Annotated in this window: 16 protein-coding genes and 1 tRNA gene; 9 read left to right on the top strand and 8 right to left on the bottom strand. The window is 33.2% G+C overall.

The features are described 5' to 3' along the window. Positions 1-53: 53 nt before the first annotated feature. The 5 genes from fusA to EU92_RS06550 all read left to right on the top strand — a co-directional run bounded on the left by fusA (position 54) and on the right by EU92_RS06550 (position 5,446). Positions 54-2,129 carry an elongation factor G gene (fusA, locus tag EU92_RS06530; RefSeq protein ID WP_032513797.1) on the top strand — a complete coding sequence of 692 codons (2,076 nt, stop codon included), beginning with the start codon at positions 54-56 and terminating at the stop codon, positions 2,127-2,129. A 45-nt stretch (positions 2,130-2,174) separates the two neighbouring features. Continuing rightward, positions 2,175-3,374, top strand: a complete 1,200-nt coding sequence (tuf, locus tag EU92_RS06535; protein ID WP_032513798.1) for an elongation factor Tu — start codon at positions 2,175-2,177, stop codon at positions 3,372-3,374. A 102-nt stretch (positions 3,375-3,476) separates the two neighbouring features. Beyond that, positions 3,477-3,797: a 30S ribosomal protein S10 gene (gene rpsJ, locus EU92_RS06540; RefSeq protein ID WP_002807536.1), complete on the top strand. Its 321-nt coding sequence runs from the start codon at positions 3,477-3,479 to the stop codon at positions 3,795-3,797. A gap of 56 nt (positions 3,798-3,853) precedes the next feature. Next, positions 3,854-4,510, top strand: coding sequence for an LON peptidase substrate-binding domain-containing protein (locus EU92_RS06545; RefSeq protein WP_032513799.1), 657 nt, complete (start codon positions 3,854-3,856; stop codon positions 4,508-4,510). Next, on the top strand, positions 4,511-5,446 hold the full coding sequence (locus tag EU92_RS06550) for a methyltransferase domain-containing protein (protein ID WP_032513800.1): 936 nt from the start codon (positions 4,511-4,513) through the stop codon (positions 5,444-5,446). A 4-nt stretch (positions 5,447-5,450) separates the two neighbouring features. Here the strand turns inward: EU92_RS06550 and pheA are convergent, their stop codons facing one another. Further along, on the bottom strand, positions 5,451-6,296 hold the full coding sequence (gene pheA, locus EU92_RS06555; protein ID WP_032513801.1) for a prephenate dehydratase: 846 nt from the start codon (positions 6,294-6,296) through the stop codon (positions 5,451-5,453). A gap of 49 nt (positions 6,297-6,345) precedes the next feature. On the opposite strand from pheA, the gene EU92_RS06560 reads away from it, so the two are divergent. Beyond that, positions 6,346-6,864, top strand: a complete 519-nt coding sequence (locus tag EU92_RS06560; RefSeq protein ID WP_032513802.1) for a DUF1997 domain-containing protein — start codon at positions 6,346-6,348, stop codon at positions 6,862-6,864. Here EU92_RS06560 and EU92_RS06565 read toward each other — a convergent pair. Beyond that, entirely contained in the window at positions 6,850-7,467 is a 618-nt protein-coding gene (locus tag EU92_RS06565; protein ID WP_032513803.1) for a ribonuclease HII, read from the bottom strand. The two genes, EU92_RS06560 and EU92_RS06565, sit on opposite strands and share 15 nt — an antisense overlap. Continuing rightward, on the bottom strand, positions 7,424-9,247 hold the full coding sequence (locus EU92_RS06570) for an Rne/Rng family ribonuclease (RefSeq protein ID WP_032513804.1): 1,824 nt from the start codon (positions 9,245-9,247) through the stop codon (positions 7,424-7,426). The genes EU92_RS06565 and EU92_RS06570 overlap by 44 nt, the downstream gene beginning before the upstream one ends. Positions 9,248-9,539: 292 nt before the next feature. Between EU92_RS06570 and EU92_RS06575 the strand changes: the two genes are divergently transcribed. Together EU92_RS06575 and clpS are read left to right on the top strand one after the other, a co-directional pair. Further along, the gene (locus EU92_RS06575; RefSeq protein ID WP_032513806.1) at positions 9,540-10,766 is read left to right on the top strand and encodes an LL-diaminopimelate aminotransferase; all 1,227 of its coding nucleotides are present in this window, start codon (positions 9,540-9,542) and stop codon (positions 10,764-10,766) included. 32 nt (positions 10,767-10,798) lie between these two features. Further along, positions 10,799-11,116: an ATP-dependent Clp protease adapter ClpS gene (gene clpS, locus EU92_RS06580; RefSeq protein WP_032513807.1), complete on the top strand. Its 318-nt coding sequence runs from the start codon at positions 10,799-10,801 to the stop codon at positions 11,114-11,116. A gap of 15 nt (positions 11,117-11,131) precedes the next feature. On the opposite strand, the gene EU92_RS06585 is transcribed toward clpS, so the two are convergent. The 4 genes from EU92_RS06585 to EU92_RS06600 form a co-directional block, all read right to left on the bottom strand. Next, positions 11,132-12,751: a photosystem II high light acclimation radical SAM protein gene (locus EU92_RS06585; protein ID WP_032513808.1), complete on the bottom strand. Its 1,620-nt coding sequence runs from the start codon at positions 12,749-12,751 to the stop codon at positions 11,132-11,134. Positions 12,752-12,857: 106 nt separating this feature from the next. Then, positions 12,858-13,949, bottom strand: coding sequence for a glycosyltransferase family 2 protein (locus EU92_RS06590; RefSeq protein ID WP_032513809.1), 1,092 nt, complete (start codon positions 13,947-13,949; stop codon positions 12,858-12,860). A 45-nt stretch (positions 13,950-13,994) separates the two neighbouring features. Next, the gene (locus EU92_RS06595; protein ID WP_032513810.1) at positions 13,995-15,548 is read right to left on the bottom strand and encodes an ArnT family glycosyltransferase; all 1,554 of its coding nucleotides are present in this window, start codon (positions 15,546-15,548) and stop codon (positions 13,995-13,997) included. A 25-nt stretch (positions 15,549-15,573) separates the two neighbouring features. Then, a tRNA-Thr gene (locus EU92_RS06600) sits at positions 15,574-15,645 on the bottom strand. 55 nt (positions 15,646-15,700) lie between these two features. Between EU92_RS06600 and EU92_RS06605 the strand changes: the two genes are divergently transcribed. Next, positions 15,701-15,937 carry a DUF3493 domain-containing protein gene (locus tag EU92_RS06605; RefSeq protein WP_032513811.1) on the top strand — a complete coding sequence of 79 codons (237 nt, stop codon included), beginning with the start codon at positions 15,701-15,703 and terminating at the stop codon, positions 15,935-15,937. Between the two features lie 16 nt (positions 15,938-15,953). On the opposite strand, the gene infB is transcribed toward EU92_RS06605, so the two are convergent. Next, on the bottom strand, positions 15,954-18,691 hold a 2,738-nt coding region (gene infB, locus EU92_RS06610), incomplete at its 5' end, for a translation initiation factor IF-2 (protein WP_032523529.1).

Raw genomic sequence — 18,691 nt, 5'->3', positions numbered from 1 at the left:
GCTTTTAGGGTGAACTATACTTATCAAAAACTATTTTATTTGGAGCTTTAAAATTGGCACGCGACTTTCCCCTAGAACGAGTAAGGAACATAGGTATAGCCGCTCATATTGATGCAGGGAAAACAACAACAACTGAAAGAATTTTGTTTTATTCAGGTGTTGTCCACAAGATTGGAGAGGTTCATGATGGTGCTGCTGTAACAGACTGGATGGCTCAAGAAAGAGAAAGAGGAATAACTATTACTGCTGCTGCTATATCTACTAGTTGGCAAGATCATAGAATTAATATTATTGATACACCTGGACACGTTGACTTTACTATTGAGGTGGAAAGATCAATGCGCGTCTTGGATGGAGTTATAGCTGTATTTTGTGCAGTTGGTGGAGTTCAGCCTCAATCAGAAACAGTTTGGCGTCAAGCAGATAGGTACTCTGTCCCAAGAATGGTTTTTGTTAATAAAATGGACAGAACTGGTGCAGATTTTTTAAAGGTTAATAAGCAAATTAAAGATCGACTAAAGGCAAATGCATTTCCAATCCAGCTACCTATTGGAGCTGAAGGTGATCTCACAGGCATTATTGATTTAGTATCTAACAAAGCATATCTATACAAAAATGACTTAGGAACTGATATCGAAGAAGCACCAATTCCACCTGAAATGGAGGAGGAAGCTGCTGAGTGGAGAAATAAGTTGATGGAGAGTGTTGCAGAAAATGATGAAGAGTTAATAGAAGTATTCCTTGAAACAGGAGAACTATCTGAACAGCAACTTAAAAAAGGAATTAGGGAGGGAGTTTTAAAACATGGATTGGTTCCAGTATTATGTGGTTCAGCTTTTAAAAATAAAGGAGTCCAACTTGTTTTAGATGCTGTTGTTGATTACTTGCCAGCGCCAGTTGATGTAAAACCAATTCAAGGAGTTTTACCAAGCGGTAAAGAAGATGTTAGGCCCTCAGATGATAATGCTCCTTTCAGCGCATTAGCTTTCAAAGTCATGTCTGATCCCTATGGGAAGTTAACTTTTGTCAGAATGTATTCTGGTGTTCTTTCGAAGGGTAGTTATGTCATGAATTCCACTAAAGATGCTAAAGAGAGAATTTCTAGATTAGTAATTCTAAAAGCTGATGAAAGAGAGGAGGTTGATGAATTGCGAGCTGGGGATTTAGGGGCTGTACTAGGTCTTAAGAACACAACAACTGGTGATACTTTATGCAATACAGATGATCCTATAGTCCTGGAGACATTATTTATTCCCGAACCAGTTATTTCAGTGGCGGTTGAGCCAAAAACTAAAGGGGATATGGAAAAATTATCGAAAGCTTTAACAGCTCTGTCTGAAGAGGATCCAACCTTTAGGGTCAGTACAGATCCGGAGACAAATCAAACTGTAATTGCTGGAATGGGTGAATTGCACCTAGAGATTCTTGTTGACAGAATGTTAAGGGAATTTAAAGTTGAAGCAAATATTGGAGCTCCTCAGGTCTCATACAGAGAAACTATCAGATCTAGCTCTACTGGTGAAGGTAAATATGCAAGGCAAACTGGAGGAAAAGGTCAATATGGGCATGTAATAATTGAAATGGAGCCTGCTGAAGTTGGTAAAGGTTTTGAATTTGTCAACAAAATTGTAGGTGGAGCAGTACCCAAAGAGTACATTGGTCCTGCATCTAATGGAATGAAAGAAACCTGCGAATCTGGTGTTCTTGCGGGTTACCCACTCATTGATGTAAAAGTAACACTAGTCGATGGTTCATTCCACGATGTAGACTCATCTGAAATGGCTTTCAAAATTGCGGGTTCCATGGCTTTCAAAGATGGGGTTAAAAAATGCAATCCTGTCCTGTTAGAGCCTATGATGAAAGTTGAGGTCGAAAGTCCTGACGACTTTCTTGGATCCGTAATTGGTGATCTCTCTTCTAGAAGAGGTCAAGTAGAAGGACAATCTGTTGATGATGGATTGTCTAAGGTACAGGCCAAAGTACCCTTAGCCGAAATGTTCGGTTATGCTACTCAACTCCGATCAATGACTCAAGGTCGGGGTATATTTTCAATGGAGTTCGCAAATTATGAGGAAGTTCCTCGTAACGTTGCTGAAGCTATCATTTCCAAGAATCAGGGCAACTCCTGATCTCTAAACTAAAACACTCTTAAACCCTCGATTCTTTAATTCAAAATGGCTCGCGAGAAGTTCGAAAGAAACAAACCACATGTCAACATAGGTACTATTGGCCATGTTGATCATGGAAAAACAACACTAACTGCTGCTATTACAAATGTATTAGCAAAAAAAGGTCAAGCTCAAGCTCAAGACTATGGAGACATTGATGGTGCTCCTGAAGAAAGAGAGCGTGGCATTACCATTAATACAGCTCATGTCGAATATGAAACTGAAGGCAGACATTATGCTCATGTAGATTGCCCTGGACATGCTGATTATGTGAAAAACATGATTACAGGTGCTGCTCAAATGGATGGAGCTATACTAGTTTGCGCTGCTACAGATGGACCTATGGCGCAAACAAAAGAGCATATTCTATTAGCTAAACAGGTTGGAGTCCCTGCTCTTGTAGTAGCTCTAAACAAATGCGATATGGTCGATGATGAAGAAATTATTGAGCTCGTCGAAATGGAAATCAGAGAACTATTAGATAGTTATGACTTCCCTGGAGATGATATTCCTATAGTACAAGTTTCTGGTTTAAAAGCTCTCGAAGGTGATTCTACTTGGGAATCAAAAATTGAAGAATTAATGAAAGCAGTTGATGCTAGTATTCCTGAACCAGAGAGAGAAGTTGATAAACCATTCTTGATGGCAGTTGAAGATGTTTTCTCAATTACTGGTAGAGGAACTGTAGCTACTGGAAGAATTGAAAGAGGTAAAGTTACGGTTGGAGAAGAAGTGGAAATTGTTGGAATTAGAGACACCAGATTAACAACTGTTACTGGAGTTGAAATGTTCCGTAAACTACTTGATGAAGGTATGGCTGGCGATAATGTTGGTTTACTCTTACGTGGTCTGCAGAAAGAAGATATTGAGAGAGGAATGGTACTCGTTAAGAAAGGATCTATCACTCCTCATACTCAATTTGAAGGTGAAGTCTACGTTCTAAAAAAAGAAGAAGGCGGCAGACATACTCCTTTCTTTGCAGGATATAGACCGCAGTTTTATATCAGAACAACTGATGTTACTGGTCAAATCACAGCATTTACTTCTGATGATGGTTCGAATGTTGAAATGGTTATGCCAGGGGACAGAATTAAGATGACTGGAGAATTAATTTGTCCAGTAGCTATCGAACAAGGTATGCGATTTGCAATCCGTGAAGGTGGACGAACTATTGGTGCTGGAGTTGTTTCTAAAATTATCAAATAATATATTTTGAATTTTAAGAATTTAACCTCAATCACTTAATATAGGTCAATGGATTAGGGTCATTTTAAACAATGGCCCCCAACCAGAAGTTTATTTGAAATTATGACTGCATCAATCGCACAACAAAAAATAAGAATAAGACTAAAAGCATTTGATAGAAGAATGTTGGATTTGTCTTGCGATAAAATAATCCAAACTGCCGATACTACTTCCGCTTCAGCAATAGGTCCAATCCCTTTACCAACAAAAAGGAAAATTTATTGTGTCCTAAGGTCACCTCATGTTGATAAAGACTCTAGAGAACATTTTGAAACAAGAACTCATAGAAGAATAATTGATATTTATAGTCCTTCTGCAAAGACTATTGATGCTCTAATGAAGTTAGATCTTCCTAGTGGTGTAGATATAGAAGTTAAACTTTAAGTAATCCCGAAAACGACTTAAATTGATTAATATAAAAAAGCATAAATGAGGTACAAATGGGAGAACTCTCAGTAAGGGAATTACCTTTATTTCCTTTGCCAGAGGTAGTCCTTTTCCCTCAAGAGGTTTTGCCTTTACATATTTTTGAATCAAGATACAGAATTATGCTTCAGTCTGTTCTGGAAACAGATTCTATGTTTGGAGTTATAAAGTTAGATCCAAATACTAAAAGTTTGGCTAATGTTGGATGTTGTGCCCAAATAATTAAACATCAAACTGCAGAGGATGGTAGAAGTACAATTATTACTTTAGGACAGCAAAGATTTCAAGTCTTAGAAATTGTTCGTTCAACGCCATATTGTTCAGCGATGGTAAGTTGGATTAGTGATGATAATACTGACAACCTTCAGAAATTAGATTCTTTAAAAGACTTAGTTAAAGAAGCACTAAGTGATGTCATTAATCTAACAAGTAAACTTACAAATACCAAGAAAAATATACCCGATAAATTGCCTAACAATCCAATGGATTTATCATTTTGGATAGGTTCCCATTTAGGTGGTCAAGTTGCACATGAACAGCAAAGACTTCTAGAAGAAAGAAATACTTATACTCGTTTACAAAGGGAATATGAAATGCTTGATCATACAAGAAAACAACTTGCAGCAAGAACAGCCTTGAAAGAAAGTCTTCCTGATATAAAAGAAAACTAAATGTTTGATTTATTATTACCTTTTTTTTTACTGGTTTTATTCCTTTTAGCTTTATCTATCATCTGGAGAATTAATGCTAGAAAATATATTTCTTCCGGTACGGTTGCATCCGCTTATGATGCCTGGACTGAGGATAAACTACTCGAGAGATTGTGGGGTGAACATATACATTTGGGCTTTTATCCTTCAGGCAAAAAAAATCTAGATTTTAGGAAAGCTAAAGTCCAGTTCGTTCATGAGTTAGTCAAGTGGAGTGGTTTAGATAAACTCCCAAAAGGTTCAAGAATACTTGATGTGGGTTGCGGAATAGGAGGAAGTTCTAGGATTCTTGCAAAATATTATGGGTTCAATGTTACTGGAATTACAATTAGCCCTGCACAAGTAAAGAGAGCAAGAGAACTTACTCCTTTTGGAATCAATTGCAACTTCCAAGTTATGGATGCTATGGATTTAGAATTTGAAGATGGATCATTTGATGGAGTTTGGAGTGTTGAGGCTGGAGCACATATGAATGATAAAACTAAGTTCGCAGATGAAATTCTGAGAACTTTAAGGCCTGGGGGTTATTTGGCATTAGCTGATTGGAACTCAAGAGATCTCAGGAAATATCCCCCATCATTTTTTGAGAATTTGGTTCTTAAACAATTACTTGAACAATGGGTACATCCAAATTTTATTAGCATTAACGAATTCTGTACTATTCTCAGAATTAATAAAAATAGTGCGGGAAGTGTCCTCTCTGAAAATTGGAATTTTTATACAAATCCTTCGTGGTATGACTCTATTATTGAAGGGATTAGAAGACCCTTTACAATTTTATCTCTTGGACCTTTGGGGATAGTAAAGTCTATTAGAGAAATACCTACAATACTTCTCATGAATTGGGCATTTAGAAAAGGACTAATGGAGTTTGGAGTTTATAAATGTAGAGGATAAAAAATTAGTCTAATTCAATATTTTCAGAAAAATAATTTCCAAAATCCACAAAGGTTTTGCATAGCGGCTTTAAATTATTTTTTAATTCAAAAAGATTTCCAATATTATTTTGATTATTTATTTCTAGATCTATATAAATTATATATTCGCCTAACTCTCTTTTAGATGGTCTAGACTCTATTTTGCTCATATTATATCCAAATTCTGCAATATAGTTTATAGCTTTAAGTAAAGCGCCAGGTTTATTAGAGATTAATGAGAAAGCGAAACTTGCAATATTAGCTGAATTAGAATTTAATTCTTTGCTTAATAAGACAAATCTAGTACAGTTCCCAGGTACATCATTAATAGGATAGGCTAATTCTTTAAGTCCTTCAATTTGAATTAATGATTTTGAACCGATAGCTGCTCTAAATTTGCTCCCTTTGACCATATTAACAGCTTCTGATGTTGAATTTGTTGGGAGAGGGATTGCGTTTGGAAGATTTTCGGATAACCATTCTGAACATTGAGCTAATGCCTGAGGATGTGATAATACTTCTGAAATGATTGAAAGTTCTCCATCACTGATTAATGCATGTTTTATAGGTAATACTATTGCTTTGTTGATAAAGATATCAGGAAACTTCCAAAGGGCATCTAGAGTGGCTGTAACTCCCCCCTCTACAGAATTTTCAATAGGTACTACCGCAGCATCACAATTGTTGTAGGCTATTGATTTAATGACCGCATGTAACCCATTACATGGTACAAATATAGGTGTCTGAAAATTGGCAAGCTTTGATAGTATATGAGCTGCTTTTTCTGCATATGTTCCTTTAGGACCTAAATATGCAACTTGTTTGCGCATGATTAATTTTAAAAAAAGAGATCAAATAAGCATTGGAGGGATATAGAAAATGCTGTTATCTTTTGATGCTAAACAGAAACTAAAGCTTTCCATAACACGAAATAAAGAATATCTTTCTAAATATCTTTTGGAAGAAGAAAGAGTTGTTGGAGCAATGCTGGACTCCAAAAAATTATTATCTGAAGGAAAAGGTAGATACAAGTATACAGTAACAAGTTTTAAGGTTTTTCAATTAGATATTAACCCTGTTGTATCAATTGCGGTAGAGAATAAAGATGGAACTTTAATGATGAGTGCCCTTGAAAGTAAATTGTACGGATTGGGAATGATAGATGACTTTAATCTTATTTTGAAAGCAAATTTAGAAGCAACTTCTAGTGGGTTAGAAGGCGAGGCACTTTTAGGGGTCTCTGTAAGCCAACCTCCTTTATTGAAGCTGGTACCAAAGAAAATTTTGGAATCTACTGGCCATTCTGTATTAAATGGAATTTTGTTGGGTATAAAGTCCAGAGTTCAACAGCAATTAGTTAAAGATTTTTTAGATTGGTGTGAATTAAATAAGATTTGATTTTTTTAAAAAACTTTTTCTATGAAGATGCGTTATCCCATTTTTTTTAATAATTGAAAGGTGCTCTTTAGTGCCATAACCTTTATTTTTAAATATTAAGTATCCTGAGCATTTTTTTTCTAACCTTTCCATTAGATTATCTCGGGATACTTTTGCAATTATGCTTGCTGCAGCTATTGAAATAAATCTTGAGTCCCCTGAAACTACGTTTTTTTGAATCCCATTCCATGGCCTTAATAATAAAGGTCCATCAATTATTAGTTCAGAAGGTTTTTTTTTTAATTTTTTTAAAGCTCTTATCATTGAAAGTTCAGTCGCTGTTCTGATGCCAAGATTTTCTATCTCTCTAACTGAGGATTGTCCAATTCCATAATCTGAAGAAAGTAATAAAATTTTCGGAAAAAGTAATTTTCTTTTTTTTGGAGTCAATTTTTTACTATCTTTTACGCCAAATTGTTTTAGGATAATTTTATTTTTTTCAGTTAATACAACAACTGCTGAGAAAACTGGACCAAAAACTGCTCCTCTTCCAACTTCATCAATTCCAACCTCGGATATTTTATTCAATACTTGCTGAAGATCTTCTTCTTTTTTTTCTTGCATTGTTTATCTCATCTTTGAGTTCAATTTCATTATCCTTATCTAAAAGTTCAACTTTTTCATTCTCATTAGTTTTTTTTGTAGACAAATCTTTAGAATTGGCATCTTTCTCAATATTAATGACAATCTCTTTTGATTCTTTAGATTTTGAGTTATTTTTTGCTTGTTTTGATGCCATTTTCTTATTATCTAGAGTTGTTTCCTTATTCTTACTATTGTCTTTTAAACGCACAAAATTATTGCTTGTGAGATATTCTTTACCAAGTTTTATTAGTGGATTAATACCTAATTGACTGAAGATAAATTTTTCATCATTAGTAAGATCAACAGTTATTATATTTTTTTCTTTTGTATTTAATTTATTCAAATCATCATTATCTTTCTCCTTCTTACTAGTAGGATCCTCCTTATTAATGCTCTTGATGTTAAGTAATTCCTTTTCTATTATTTTTCCCTGCTTAGCAGTTGATTGGGGGGTATCTATATCTATAGAGTTTATAACGTTTGATTTATTAGATTGGAATCCAATATTTTTAATTTGTAGATTAGAAATTTCATAATTAAATTGATTTTCTATATGACCTGTACCATTGCATGAAGAACATTGTTTACCAAATAATTCATATATATTTTGACCTTGTCTTTTTCTTGTTAATTCAACTAAACCTAATTCAGTAAGCTGAGCTATCTGAGGCCTAGCAGCATCATCTTTTATTGCTGAAGTAAAATGCTCAAGTAACTGAAATTGATCTCTTCTGGATTCCATATCAATAAAATCTACTACGATAACTCCACCAATATTTCTTAATTTCATTTGTCTGGAGATCTCAACTGCAGCCTCGCAATTCGTCCACAAAACAGTTTGTCTTGAGTTGGCTGATCTTGTAAATGATCCAGAGTTTACATCAACTACTGTTAGAGCTTCAGTTGGTTCAATAATTATATAACCTCCTGAAGGGAGGTCTACTCTCGGTTGAAGAGCTTTTTGAATTGTTTTCTTGATTTCGTACTTCTCTAAAATGTGTTGTTTTAAATCGTTATCATGAAATTCAATATCTATTTTAGATTCATAATTTATTAAAAAATCTTTTGCCCTTTCAACTGAAAACTGACTGTCTATAATTATGCTTTTAGTTGATGATTTAATATGATCTCTCAAAATTTTAAGAGAAAAATCATCATCTCTCTTTATTAAATTTGGTGGATTGGAAGTCTCGGAGACTTTCAAAATATTTTCCCATTGTTGAATTAAATTTTCTAAATCTTCAATAAGTAGTTCTTCTTTTATCTTTTCTGCCTCTGTTCTAAAAAGTAAACTTGTGCTAGGTGGTTTTATTAAAACTCCAAGTGCTTTTAAACGGTTTCTTTCTGTTTCTGTATTTATTTTTCTGGAAATATTTACTCCTTGACCATATGGCTGTAATATCAAATATTTTCCAGGTATTGAAAGATTCCCTGTAAGTCTAGGTCCTTTAGATCCTGTGGGTTCCTTCATTACCTGTACTAGAACTTTTTGTTTTGGTTCTAGTAATTCTGTGATGCCCAATATTCCTTTTTGGAGTCTTAATGGACCGAGATCTGATACATGGATGAATCCATTTTTATCACTTTCGCCAATATCTATAAAAGCAGCGTCAATCCCTGGAAGAACATTTTCGACTGTTCCTAAAAAAATATCACCAATTTGGTATTGGCCTTGTGCGACGATTAATTCATCAACTCGATCATCTGTGAGTAGTGCTGCAATTCGAGCCTGCTCAGCGATGATAATTTGCTGAGACATATAATTGATTCTGGATGGTTTGTATTTTAAAAATCATCTAAAGTAAAGATTTAAATTTTTATCTTTTAAGAAAGCAATTTTTATAGTTAGTATTAGTTACTTTTTCAATTAAAATTAATAGCAGTTTGATAGTGCTATCTATAAAAATTTAGACGACGTTCAAATAATTCGAAATTGAATTCATAGCTATGATCATCTCTTAATTTAATCATAACTAAATTAATATTAACATCTAATCATCACTTAAGCACGTTGATCCATTATCCTTATATATGGGTAAATTTTTTTTAAAGTGGTTCAAGTAAACGAAAATTATTTAAAACTCAAAGCGGGCTATTTATTTCCTGAAATTGCTAAAAGGGTAAAAATATATTCTCAATCAAATAATAGTTCTGAGATCATTAAGCTTGGTATAGGAGATGTGACAGAGCCATTACCTAAAGCATGCAGAGATGCTATGGGTAAAGCTTTAAATGATATGGGAACAATTGAAGGTTTTAAGGGTTACGGACCAGAACAAGGTTATTCTTGGCTAAGAGAAAAAATATCTGAAAATGATTTTATTGCAAGAGGATGTAAAATTTCACCAGAAGAAATATTTGTTTCAGATGGTTCGAAATGCGACAGTAGCAATATTTTAGATATTCTTGGCAAAGATAATTCCATTGCTGTAACTGATCCTGTTTACCCTGTTTATGTAGATAGTAATGTGATGACTGGAAGAACTGGAAATGCTCTTGAAAATGGCACTTATCAAGGGTTGACCTATCTTGCAATAAATGAGGATAATAATTTTCTGCCAGAACTTCCTAAAAATAAAGTTGATATTTTATATCTTTGTTTTCCAAATAATCCTACAGGGGCGACAATTACTAAAGAAGAATTGAAAAAGTGGGTTGACTATGCTCTGCAAAACAAATCTTTAATACTTTTTGATGCAGCTTATGAAGCATTTATTCAAGATAAGGATATACCTCATTCAATATATGAGATTGAAGGAGCAAAGGATTGTGCTATTGAATTTAGATCTTTTTCAAAGAATGCAGGCTTTACCGGAGTAAGATGTGCTTATACAGTAATACCAAAGAACCTTTCAGGTTTCAGTTCAACAAATGACGAAATAGATTTATGGGCTCTTTGGAATAGGCGACAATCCACAAAGTTCAATGGAGTAAGTTACATTGTTCAGAGAGGAGCAGAGGCAGTTTATTCTCTTGAGGGGAAGCAACAGGTGAGAAATTTAATTGATTTTTATATGGAAAATGCAAAAATTATGAAAAATAAACTTAAGACTGCAGGATATAAAGTTTACGGTGGTGATGATGCACCCTACATTTGGATCAAAGTTCCTGATCAAATGACATCTTGGGATTTTTTTGATTTTCTTCTTCAAAAAGTTAGCGTCGTAGGAACTCCTGGGAGTGGATTTGGATTATCAGGAGAGGGTTATTTTCGTTTGTCAGCATTTAATTCACGCTTAAATGTCATTGATGCAATGGAAAGAATAATTAATATATAATTATAATTACTATTTAGATTCCTAAAAATTTAATGCTATCTATAAAGTTAGAACAAAGCGTAAGTAATAATTCAGCAGTGATTGAAAAAAAACCTGCTGAGTTAAAAAATAAATCTCCAAAATATAAGGTTTTACTTCATAATGATCCAGTCAATTCTATGGAGTATGTAACTATTACACTAAGGGAAGTTGTTCCTCAATTAAGTGAGCAAGATGCTATTTCCATAATGTTAGAGGCCCACAATACAGGTATTGGTTTGGTCATTGTATGTGATCTAGAGCCCGCAGAATTCTATTCAGAATCATTAAAATCCAAAGGAATTTCTAGTTCAATTGAGAAAGAGGATTAATAAAGCTTGAATTTATTATTTCGAATGAGCTATTTTTCTCTCTAATAAGGGACGGACTCTTAAAGATTCTCCTAAGGAAGACTTTCCATATTCTCTCTCAAGAATGTTTATAACTGTTTTACCAAATTCATCTTCTGGATTATCAAAAGCTTCTAAGCAAACTTGACCAAGTTTTTTACCTAAGGAGCCTGGATTCCATAGGAGTTTTCTCGCAGTCCAAGGCATCATGCTCATTGGATTATAATTCGGCTTTAAGATTTTATGATCTAAGGCGTATTTCTCAAGAAGAGTATGAGGTTGTAAACCTATAAAGAATATAGCTGGGTCAACTAAGCCTTTACCAAAAATATTTTCTAATTCTCTATGGTAAGCAATTGTTTGTCTTATGGTGCTTGGAGTTTCATCAAAAACATTAAATGAATAATTTACTGAAACATGCTTCTTGAAACCTGATTTAACTAGCATTCTGCAATTATTTAATACTGTTTCAAGGTCATATGCTAATCTCATTTTTCTAACAAGTTCTTGAGATCCTGAAGTAATGCCTATTTCAAAATAGCTCATACCTGTATCAACCATAAGCTGAGCTAACTCATCGTCAATATTATCCGCTCTGATATATGCAGCCCAATTAATATCATTCCAACCTTGGTCTTTAATAGCTCGCAAAAGTGTTTTGGCATCTTCAATATTTTTTTTGGCTGGAATAAACTGAGCATCTGTAAACCAAAATCCCCTGACTCCAAGATCATATAATTGCTTCATTTCTTTAATTACTTCGTTTATAGGATTAACACGAACCTGTTTGCCTTCTACAACTGTATAAACACAAAAACAGCAATTATGAGGACAACCTCTTTTTGTTTGTACCCCTACATAGTAATCCCCACCTTCTATATACCAATCGAATTCTGGCCATATGGATTTAATATATTTATAGTTGCAGGCAGTTTTGATAGTGCCTAAAGGTTGTTCGTGTATTAATTTTTCCCGGGGTTTTTGTCCAGCAAGATAACATCTTTCTTGCTCAATAGAGTCTCCTCTAATAATTTTCTCTATAAGATTTTCCCCTTCTCCAACAGAAATAACGGTTCCTTTTGGTAATAGATTTCCTAATTGTTCATAGAAGACACTAACAGCTCCACCTCCTAAAATTACTCTTATATCTTTGTTGTATTTTTGTGCTCTTTTTAGTCCCATTTTCACTAAGGAAGTATTTCTATATATTTCTCCATAGTGAGATGCAATTAATTGTAATCCTCCCCATGAACCTCTAATTTTTTTAAGGATATTTCTTGAATAGAAAACTTCAAAAGAGTTTTGTAGGGGATTCCCACTTCTTCCATCGACAGGTGCATAAATTTGAATATCTCTCCATGAAAAAATAATTAGATGAGGCCTAAATTGATCAATTTTTCTAGCTAAATATTTTGAAACTTTATTAGATGGAACTATTGCGAGATCAATAAATTGTTGTTCTATATTTGGAAAACATTTATGAAGATGGTCTGCTAAGTAAACAGGTCCTATTGGAAATATTGGATTACATGGAAGTCTTACAGTAAGAACTTTCTCATAATGATTTCTTTGGTAAATTTTTTTATTTAATTTTTTGAATTCGAAATTAAAATTCATGCCATGAAATTTTAATGAATTTATTTCCTTAAGAATCTAACTACTTTATTACTAATTTGGAGAAATTAAAAATCCTTAAAAAATAATAATGAAAATTTTGTTAAATTTAAATATCAGAAATCATATAAATCCAGCATACTCTGAGTAGTTTTAATCCATCTATCCATCTAGATATATTTGGCGCACCAGACTTTCTAGCATAATATCTAACAGGATAATTAAGTATTTTAATATTATTGTTTGCCGCTTCAAATATTATTGTAAAGTCTCCAAATGGGTCAGACTTGGAATCCCAACTTCCGTTTTGTTTCATAAGTTTAAAGAACTTTCTTGAAAAAACTTTTGTTCCGCAAAGTGAATCTGATATAGGTTTATTTATGAGAATTGATAAAAATATTGCAAATAGTCTATTTCCTATATAATTTGCCCATCTCATTGCATCTTTTTCCATTGGGAAAGTTGTACGGGCGCAATTAATTAGGATATTTTTATTTTTGGTTGATTCCATAATTGCTGCAATACTGTCATCAATATCTACAGTAAAATCGCTATCAATTATGGCGAGGGTTTCACCTGAAGAAATATTAAATCCCTCTACAACTGCATTTTTTTTTCCTTTAGAGGTTTGTTTTAAAAGAGATATCTTGAAGAAATTTGAGAAATTTTCTTTTAACTCTCTCAACATATCATATGTATTATCATCGCTATTTCCTTCAACAAATATGATTTCTAATTGATTGGGGATATTTTTGAATTTATTTAATGCGTTAATTAAAAGTTCTTTATTACCAGCCTCATTTCTTGCAGGAATAAGAATTGATATTAAATGTTCAGAGATATTTTCACTATATTTATAAAAAACTATTTCTAGTTCGTAGGCAAGTTGTTTTATGATTGGTATTTTGCGAAAAATATTTTTTAAAGATTGTGGAATCACCTTAGTAGGCAAAGGAGTTAATTTTTTTGCTTTCCATCTAATTGATCTATAGTTATAAATTTCTGCTAGAGATTCAATATCGCATAAAGTTATTCTTGCTTTGCTAGTAGTTTCTCTAAAAATTCTTGAATCTAATCTTAGCCATCTAGTGATTGGTTCCCAAGTATTACCTCTGACTTTAATGGAAATAAATTCATTATTATCTTTGAATAATTGATGAAGGTTATTATTAGTTAAATTCCAACTATTAAAAGATTTCATTAATTTATAAAGATTACAAAAGACATCTTATTATATATGGATTATCTACTTTTTTAATACTAATTTCCATGGTTTTAAAATATCATTTTCGTATATAACTTCATAAGCATAATTATTATTTTTTATTTTTTTAAATCCAGTCGACCATGCTAATTCTGATTTGTTTAACTCATCAATACTTTCTAACCCTTTACCTAGTTTAGGAGTTAATAACGAAATTCTTATGATTTTTGATTGAGATTTAGAATTTGTTATTCCACTTTTATCGACGTTTATCGGTTTATTTTTTACGATATTAAGAGATGATACGTATTCCATTTTTTCTCTTAGTTCTCTTGATCTATCAGTGAATAATCCTGATTGCAAAACAAATGAAGTTAATAAGTAAGGCCCAATTATGAGTATTATTAGTATTTCTTTGAATGAGTTTTTTTGCTTTATGAATGACCAAGATAGCCCAAAAAATACAAATCCAAGAATTAGAAATGTATTTTCCGTAGAATTAAAGTTAATTGTATCTTTAAAGAAAAAATAATATGTGAAAGTTAGAGAGAATATAAATAATGGAATTATTTTTGAAGTGATAAATATGATAATTTGACTATATCTTTTAGAATTAAACAATAATTTTATTCCTACATAAGCATTTAATGAAAAAATAGATGAGATTTGAAGAGTATAGTAGGGCGTTTTCGTAGAGAAAATACTCAGAGTTGCTATTACTATTATGGGGAAATAAGTAAGTATATATTTATTTTCTTTACTTTGAGATATGTTGCATATTGTGCCAATAATCGCGAAAAAACTCCAAGGCAGAAAAGTTGCGGGAATATTCCACAAATAATAATAGAAAGGATTTGTAAAAGTATTTTTATTAGATAGAGAGTTAAACTTTTCAACCAAGTAAAAAATAATATTTTTCTCTAGATATGGGTTAATAGATAACGACCATAATATATAAGGAATAAATCCAACTAATAGTCCAAGCCAAAAGAATTTGCTGGATAAAATTTTCTTTTTTATAAAAAAATATGGTAAAAGTGAAAATAAAGGTACAAATACTAAAAAAGTTTTCATCATAAAAGCTAAACCAATCCAAATTCCAAAAAGCAGAATATATAGTTTGTTATCTTTACTTTTTATTTTGACTAAAGAAAATATTCCAATACTTACTAAACATGAAAAAATAATATCTTGAGTCGCTAAGTGTGAGTAGTCAAACCATAGATATGTAGTAGAGAGTATTAGTGGAGATACAATTGCATATTTTTTACTAAAAAATTCTTCATGTAATTTATAAGTTATTAATATCATCAATATTGCAGCAACTGTTGTGGGTAGGTATGCGGAAAACATATTTTTACCTAAGATTTCTTGTGACTTTGCAATTAGGAACTGTATTCCTATTGTTCTATCTAAAACATATTCATCCCACCAAAGAGGAATTGTCCAGTTACCTTTATCCAATATCCATCTAGCTTGTAGTGCATAAAATCCTTCATCAAAAGCAATATAACTTCTTTTTCCCAAAGAAAATATAAGAGGTATAAAAATAAGTAGTTTTAAAAGATGTTTAAACTTTGAAATTTTATTAATCATTCTTGATTTAAATTTGCTCTTGAAATGCCGATAATTGGAATTGAACCAATGACCTACTGTTTACGAGACAGTTGCTCTACCGCTGAGCTATATCGGCAATATCAAAATATTGATATTTTCATATAGACTTAATTTTATAATTGAAAGAATTTATGTCAAAAGTAGATCCTGAATTAAAAAAGAAGTTATTAAAGGAATCCCAAGCTCCTTTCAAGGGCTTAAGGAGAATATTGTGGATAGCCTTTAGTAGTTCTGCATTTTTTGGACTAATAATAATGCTTTCCAGAATTGCGAGCGGAACTGAATTACAGCAAAATAGCCTTCTAATACAGTTGGGAGCCTGTGTAATATTTCCCACTTTATTATTTTTTGATAGGAATAAAGATTAAGAAGTTAAATATTTAATTATTGTTTTAAAGTCCTTTTTTTAGTAACAAATTTGAATGCTTCGATTATGTCACCTTCATTCCAGGAAGAGAATTTATCGCATCCAACTCCACATTCAAATCCTGTATTTACCTCTTTTACATCATCTTTAGACCTTTTTAAAGAGTCTAAATTACCTTCAAAAATTACTTTGTCTGATCTAATAACTCTAAGAGAACAATTCCTTTGTAATTTACCAGTCTGTATATAACATCCAGCGATAGCTCCTTTACCGACTGCGAAAGTCGCTCGAACTTCAGCTTGGCCTAATGATTCTTCGACAAGATCGGGTTCGAGTAAACCTTCCATAGCTAACTGAATATCTTCTAAGAGCTTATAGATTACTTCATATTCTCTTATATCAACATCATTAGCATCAGCCGCTTTCTTTGCTCCAGACGCTAATGAAGTGTTGAACCCAATGATCACTGACCCGGATGCAGCTGCGAGATCTATATCTGTTTCAGTTATTTCTCCTGGAGCAGAAAGCAGCACTCTGACTTGCACTTCATTTTTTGGTAATTGTTCTAGAGATCCCAATATTGCTTCAACACTACCTTGAACATCAGCTTTAAGAATTAAATTTAATTCTTTTAGTTCTCCATCATTTGCTTGAGTTGATAAAGATGATAAGCTAACTCTCCTAGAGGCCATTTGTTGAGCTAATTTTGTCGCTCGAGCATCAGTAGCTCTATCTCCTACAATAGCTCTGGCAGTTTTTTCATCAGGGTAGACTTCAAATTCATCACCTGCTGTTGGGACTTCACTGAATCCTAGTGCTTCTACGGGGAAGGATGGTCCTGCTTCTTTGATTCTATTGCCATGTTCATCAACCATTGCTCTAATTTTTCCAAGAACTGAACCTGCAGCTAAAACATCTCCAGATTTCAAGGTACCATTTTGTACTAATAAAGTGGCTACGGGACCTTTAGCTTTATCAAGGTGAGCTTCAATGACAGTTCCTTTGGCAGCTCTGTCAGGATTGGCTTGTAGATCTTCAACTTCTGAAACTAATACAATCATTTCGAGCAATTTATCAATATTTTCTTTTTTAATTGCACTAACTGGAACCATCACAGTATCTCCGCCCCAATCTTCAGCAATTAAATCTTTTTCTGATAGTTCTTGCTTAACTCTTTCTGGAGAGGCCCCTTCTTTATCAATTTTGTTTATTGCAACCACAATTGGTACTTTTGCAGCTCTTGCATGACTAATGGCTTCAAGTGTTTGGGGTCTGCAACCATCATCTGCCGCCACAACAAGAACAGCTACATCAGTAACTTTTGTACCCCTTGCTCTCATTGCTGTAAAAGCTTCATGACCGGGGGTATCAAGAAAAGTTAATTTTTTCTTTTTAGATTCATGTTCAAATTCAACTTGATAAGCTCCTATATGTTGAGTTATACCTCCTGCCTCTCCTGAAGCTACTCTTGATTTTCTAATGGAATCTAAAAGACTTGTTTTACCATGATCTACATGACCCATTACTGTAATGACAGGGGGCCTTTTTATTAAATTATCAATATCCTCAGATTCAATCATATCTACAGTTTTTTCAGCGGCTTCTTGGATATCATCTTGCAAAACAGGTACTCCAAATTCTTCTGCTACTGTCTCGATAGTTGTCAAGTCAAGTGATTGAGTTACAGTCGCCGTTATTCCTTTAAAGAAAAGAGATTTGATTATTTCAGAACTTTCAAGACTTAATTTATCAGCTAATTCTTGAACTGTTAAATTATCTTCGGGAACTATTATCATCTCAGGTCTTACTTGCTTGGCTTCTTTAGCAGCCTTTAATTCCAAAGCTCTTCTTTTTTGTCTTTGTCTTGTGGTCTCTTTTTTCTTCTTCTTAAATTGTTTTATAGATTTTTGAGATTTAGCCTCATCAGACTTTTCTTTTTTTGGACGCGCCAAACTAGCTGATAATATTGAAATTTTCTCTCCTGAGTATCCACTGGTTTCAGATGTTAATGAATCCTCATTATCACCAATAATGTGAACCTTCTGTCTTTGTTTTTGGGGACTTTTATTTCTTAATGCATCTAATTTTGCGCTATCATCCCAATCTGTTCTTCCTGTTTTTTTGGAACTATTTGAAAATGGTCTATGAGGTGGTTTTTTGGAACTCGGGACAGTATTTGGACGACTATTCGGAGCTTTAACCTTATGCTTAGGTGACTCAACATTTTGTTTTTTTTTGTTATTTGAAATTAGTTTGTCTTTTTCAGATTTATTAGTTTTTTGAAGTTGTAAAAGTTCATTAGGTGATACTGGTTTCCTGATCCCAGATGACTTTTGGCCATTGAATTTAGAACCAGGCCTGTTGGAAGCACCAGCTCTATTAGGATTAACTTGCCTATTAAATGAGCCAGGTCTGCCTTGATCTGATGGCTTATTTCTTAATCCCGGCCTATTGGGGATGCCAGGCCTGCTGGAAGCACCAGCTCTATTGGGATTAACTTGCCTATTAAATGAGCCAGGTCTGCCTTGATCTGATGGCATATTTCTTAATCCCGGCCTATTAGGTATGCCAGGTCTATTAGGAGCACCAGGTCTGTTGGGGGAAGTTTGTTTATAAGAAATATTTTGCTTATTATTACTTTGCTTTCTAGGATCTTCTCTTCTTATCGGAGCTCCTACGAGCTCAGGGGTATTTGATCTATTATTGAAATTTTTTGTTTTAGGCTTGTTCGTATTTTGATCAGGTTTGTTTGATA

Origin of the sequence: Prochlorococcus marinus str. MIT 9107 (genome assembly GCF_000759855.1) — a bacterium.
Classification (GTDB): domain Bacteria; phylum Cyanobacteriota; class Cyanobacteriia; order PCC-6307; family Cyanobiaceae; genus Prochlorococcus_A; species Prochlorococcus_A marinus_N.
The sequence above is the reverse complement of the archived record's forward strand: the minus strand, read 5'-3'. Positions and strand labels throughout refer to the sequence as shown.

Coding starts and splice junctions, on each gene's coding strand:
- EU92_RS06565 (WP_032513803.1), bottom strand. CDS start 7,467: ATGCAAGAAAAAAAAGAAGAAGATCTTCAGCAAGTATTGAATAAAATA.
- tuf (WP_032513798.1), top strand. CDS start 2,175: ATGGCTCGCGAGAAGTTCGAAAGAAACAAACCACATGTCAACATAGGT.
- EU92_RS06590 (WP_032513809.1), bottom strand. CDS start 13,949: ATGAAATCTTTTAATAGTTGGAATTTAACTAATAATAACCTTCATCAA.
- EU92_RS06605 (WP_032513811.1), top strand. CDS start 15,701: ATGTCAAAAGTAGATCCTGAATTAAAAAAGAAGTTATTAAAGGAATCC.
- rpsJ (WP_002807536.1), top strand. CDS start 3,477: ATGACTGCATCAATCGCACAACAAAAAATAAGAATAAGACTAAAAGCA.
- EU92_RS06585 (WP_032513808.1), bottom strand. CDS start 12,751: ATGAATTTTAATTTCGAATTCAAAAAATTAAATAAAAAAATTTACCAA.
- EU92_RS06560 (WP_032513802.1), top strand. CDS start 6,346: ATGCTGTTATCTTTTGATGCTAAACAGAAACTAAAGCTTTCCATAACA.
- EU92_RS06545 (WP_032513799.1), top strand. CDS start 3,854: ATGGGAGAACTCTCAGTAAGGGAATTACCTTTATTTCCTTTGCCAGAG.
- clpS (WP_032513807.1), top strand. CDS start 10,799: ATGCTATCTATAAAGTTAGAACAAAGCGTAAGTAATAATTCAGCAGTG.
- EU92_RS06550 (WP_032513800.1), top strand. CDS start 4,511: ATGTTTGATTTATTATTACCTTTTTTTTTACTGGTTTTATTCCTTTTA.
- pheA (WP_032513801.1), bottom strand. CDS start 6,296: ATGCGCAAACAAGTTGCATATTTAGGTCCTAAAGGAACATATGCAGAA.
- EU92_RS06595 (WP_032513810.1), bottom strand. CDS start 15,548: ATGATTAATAAAATTTCAAAGTTTAAACATCTTTTAAAACTACTTATT.
- EU92_RS06570 (WP_032513804.1), bottom strand. CDS start 9,247: ATGTCTCAGCAAATTATCATCGCTGAGCAGGCTCGAATTGCAGCACTA.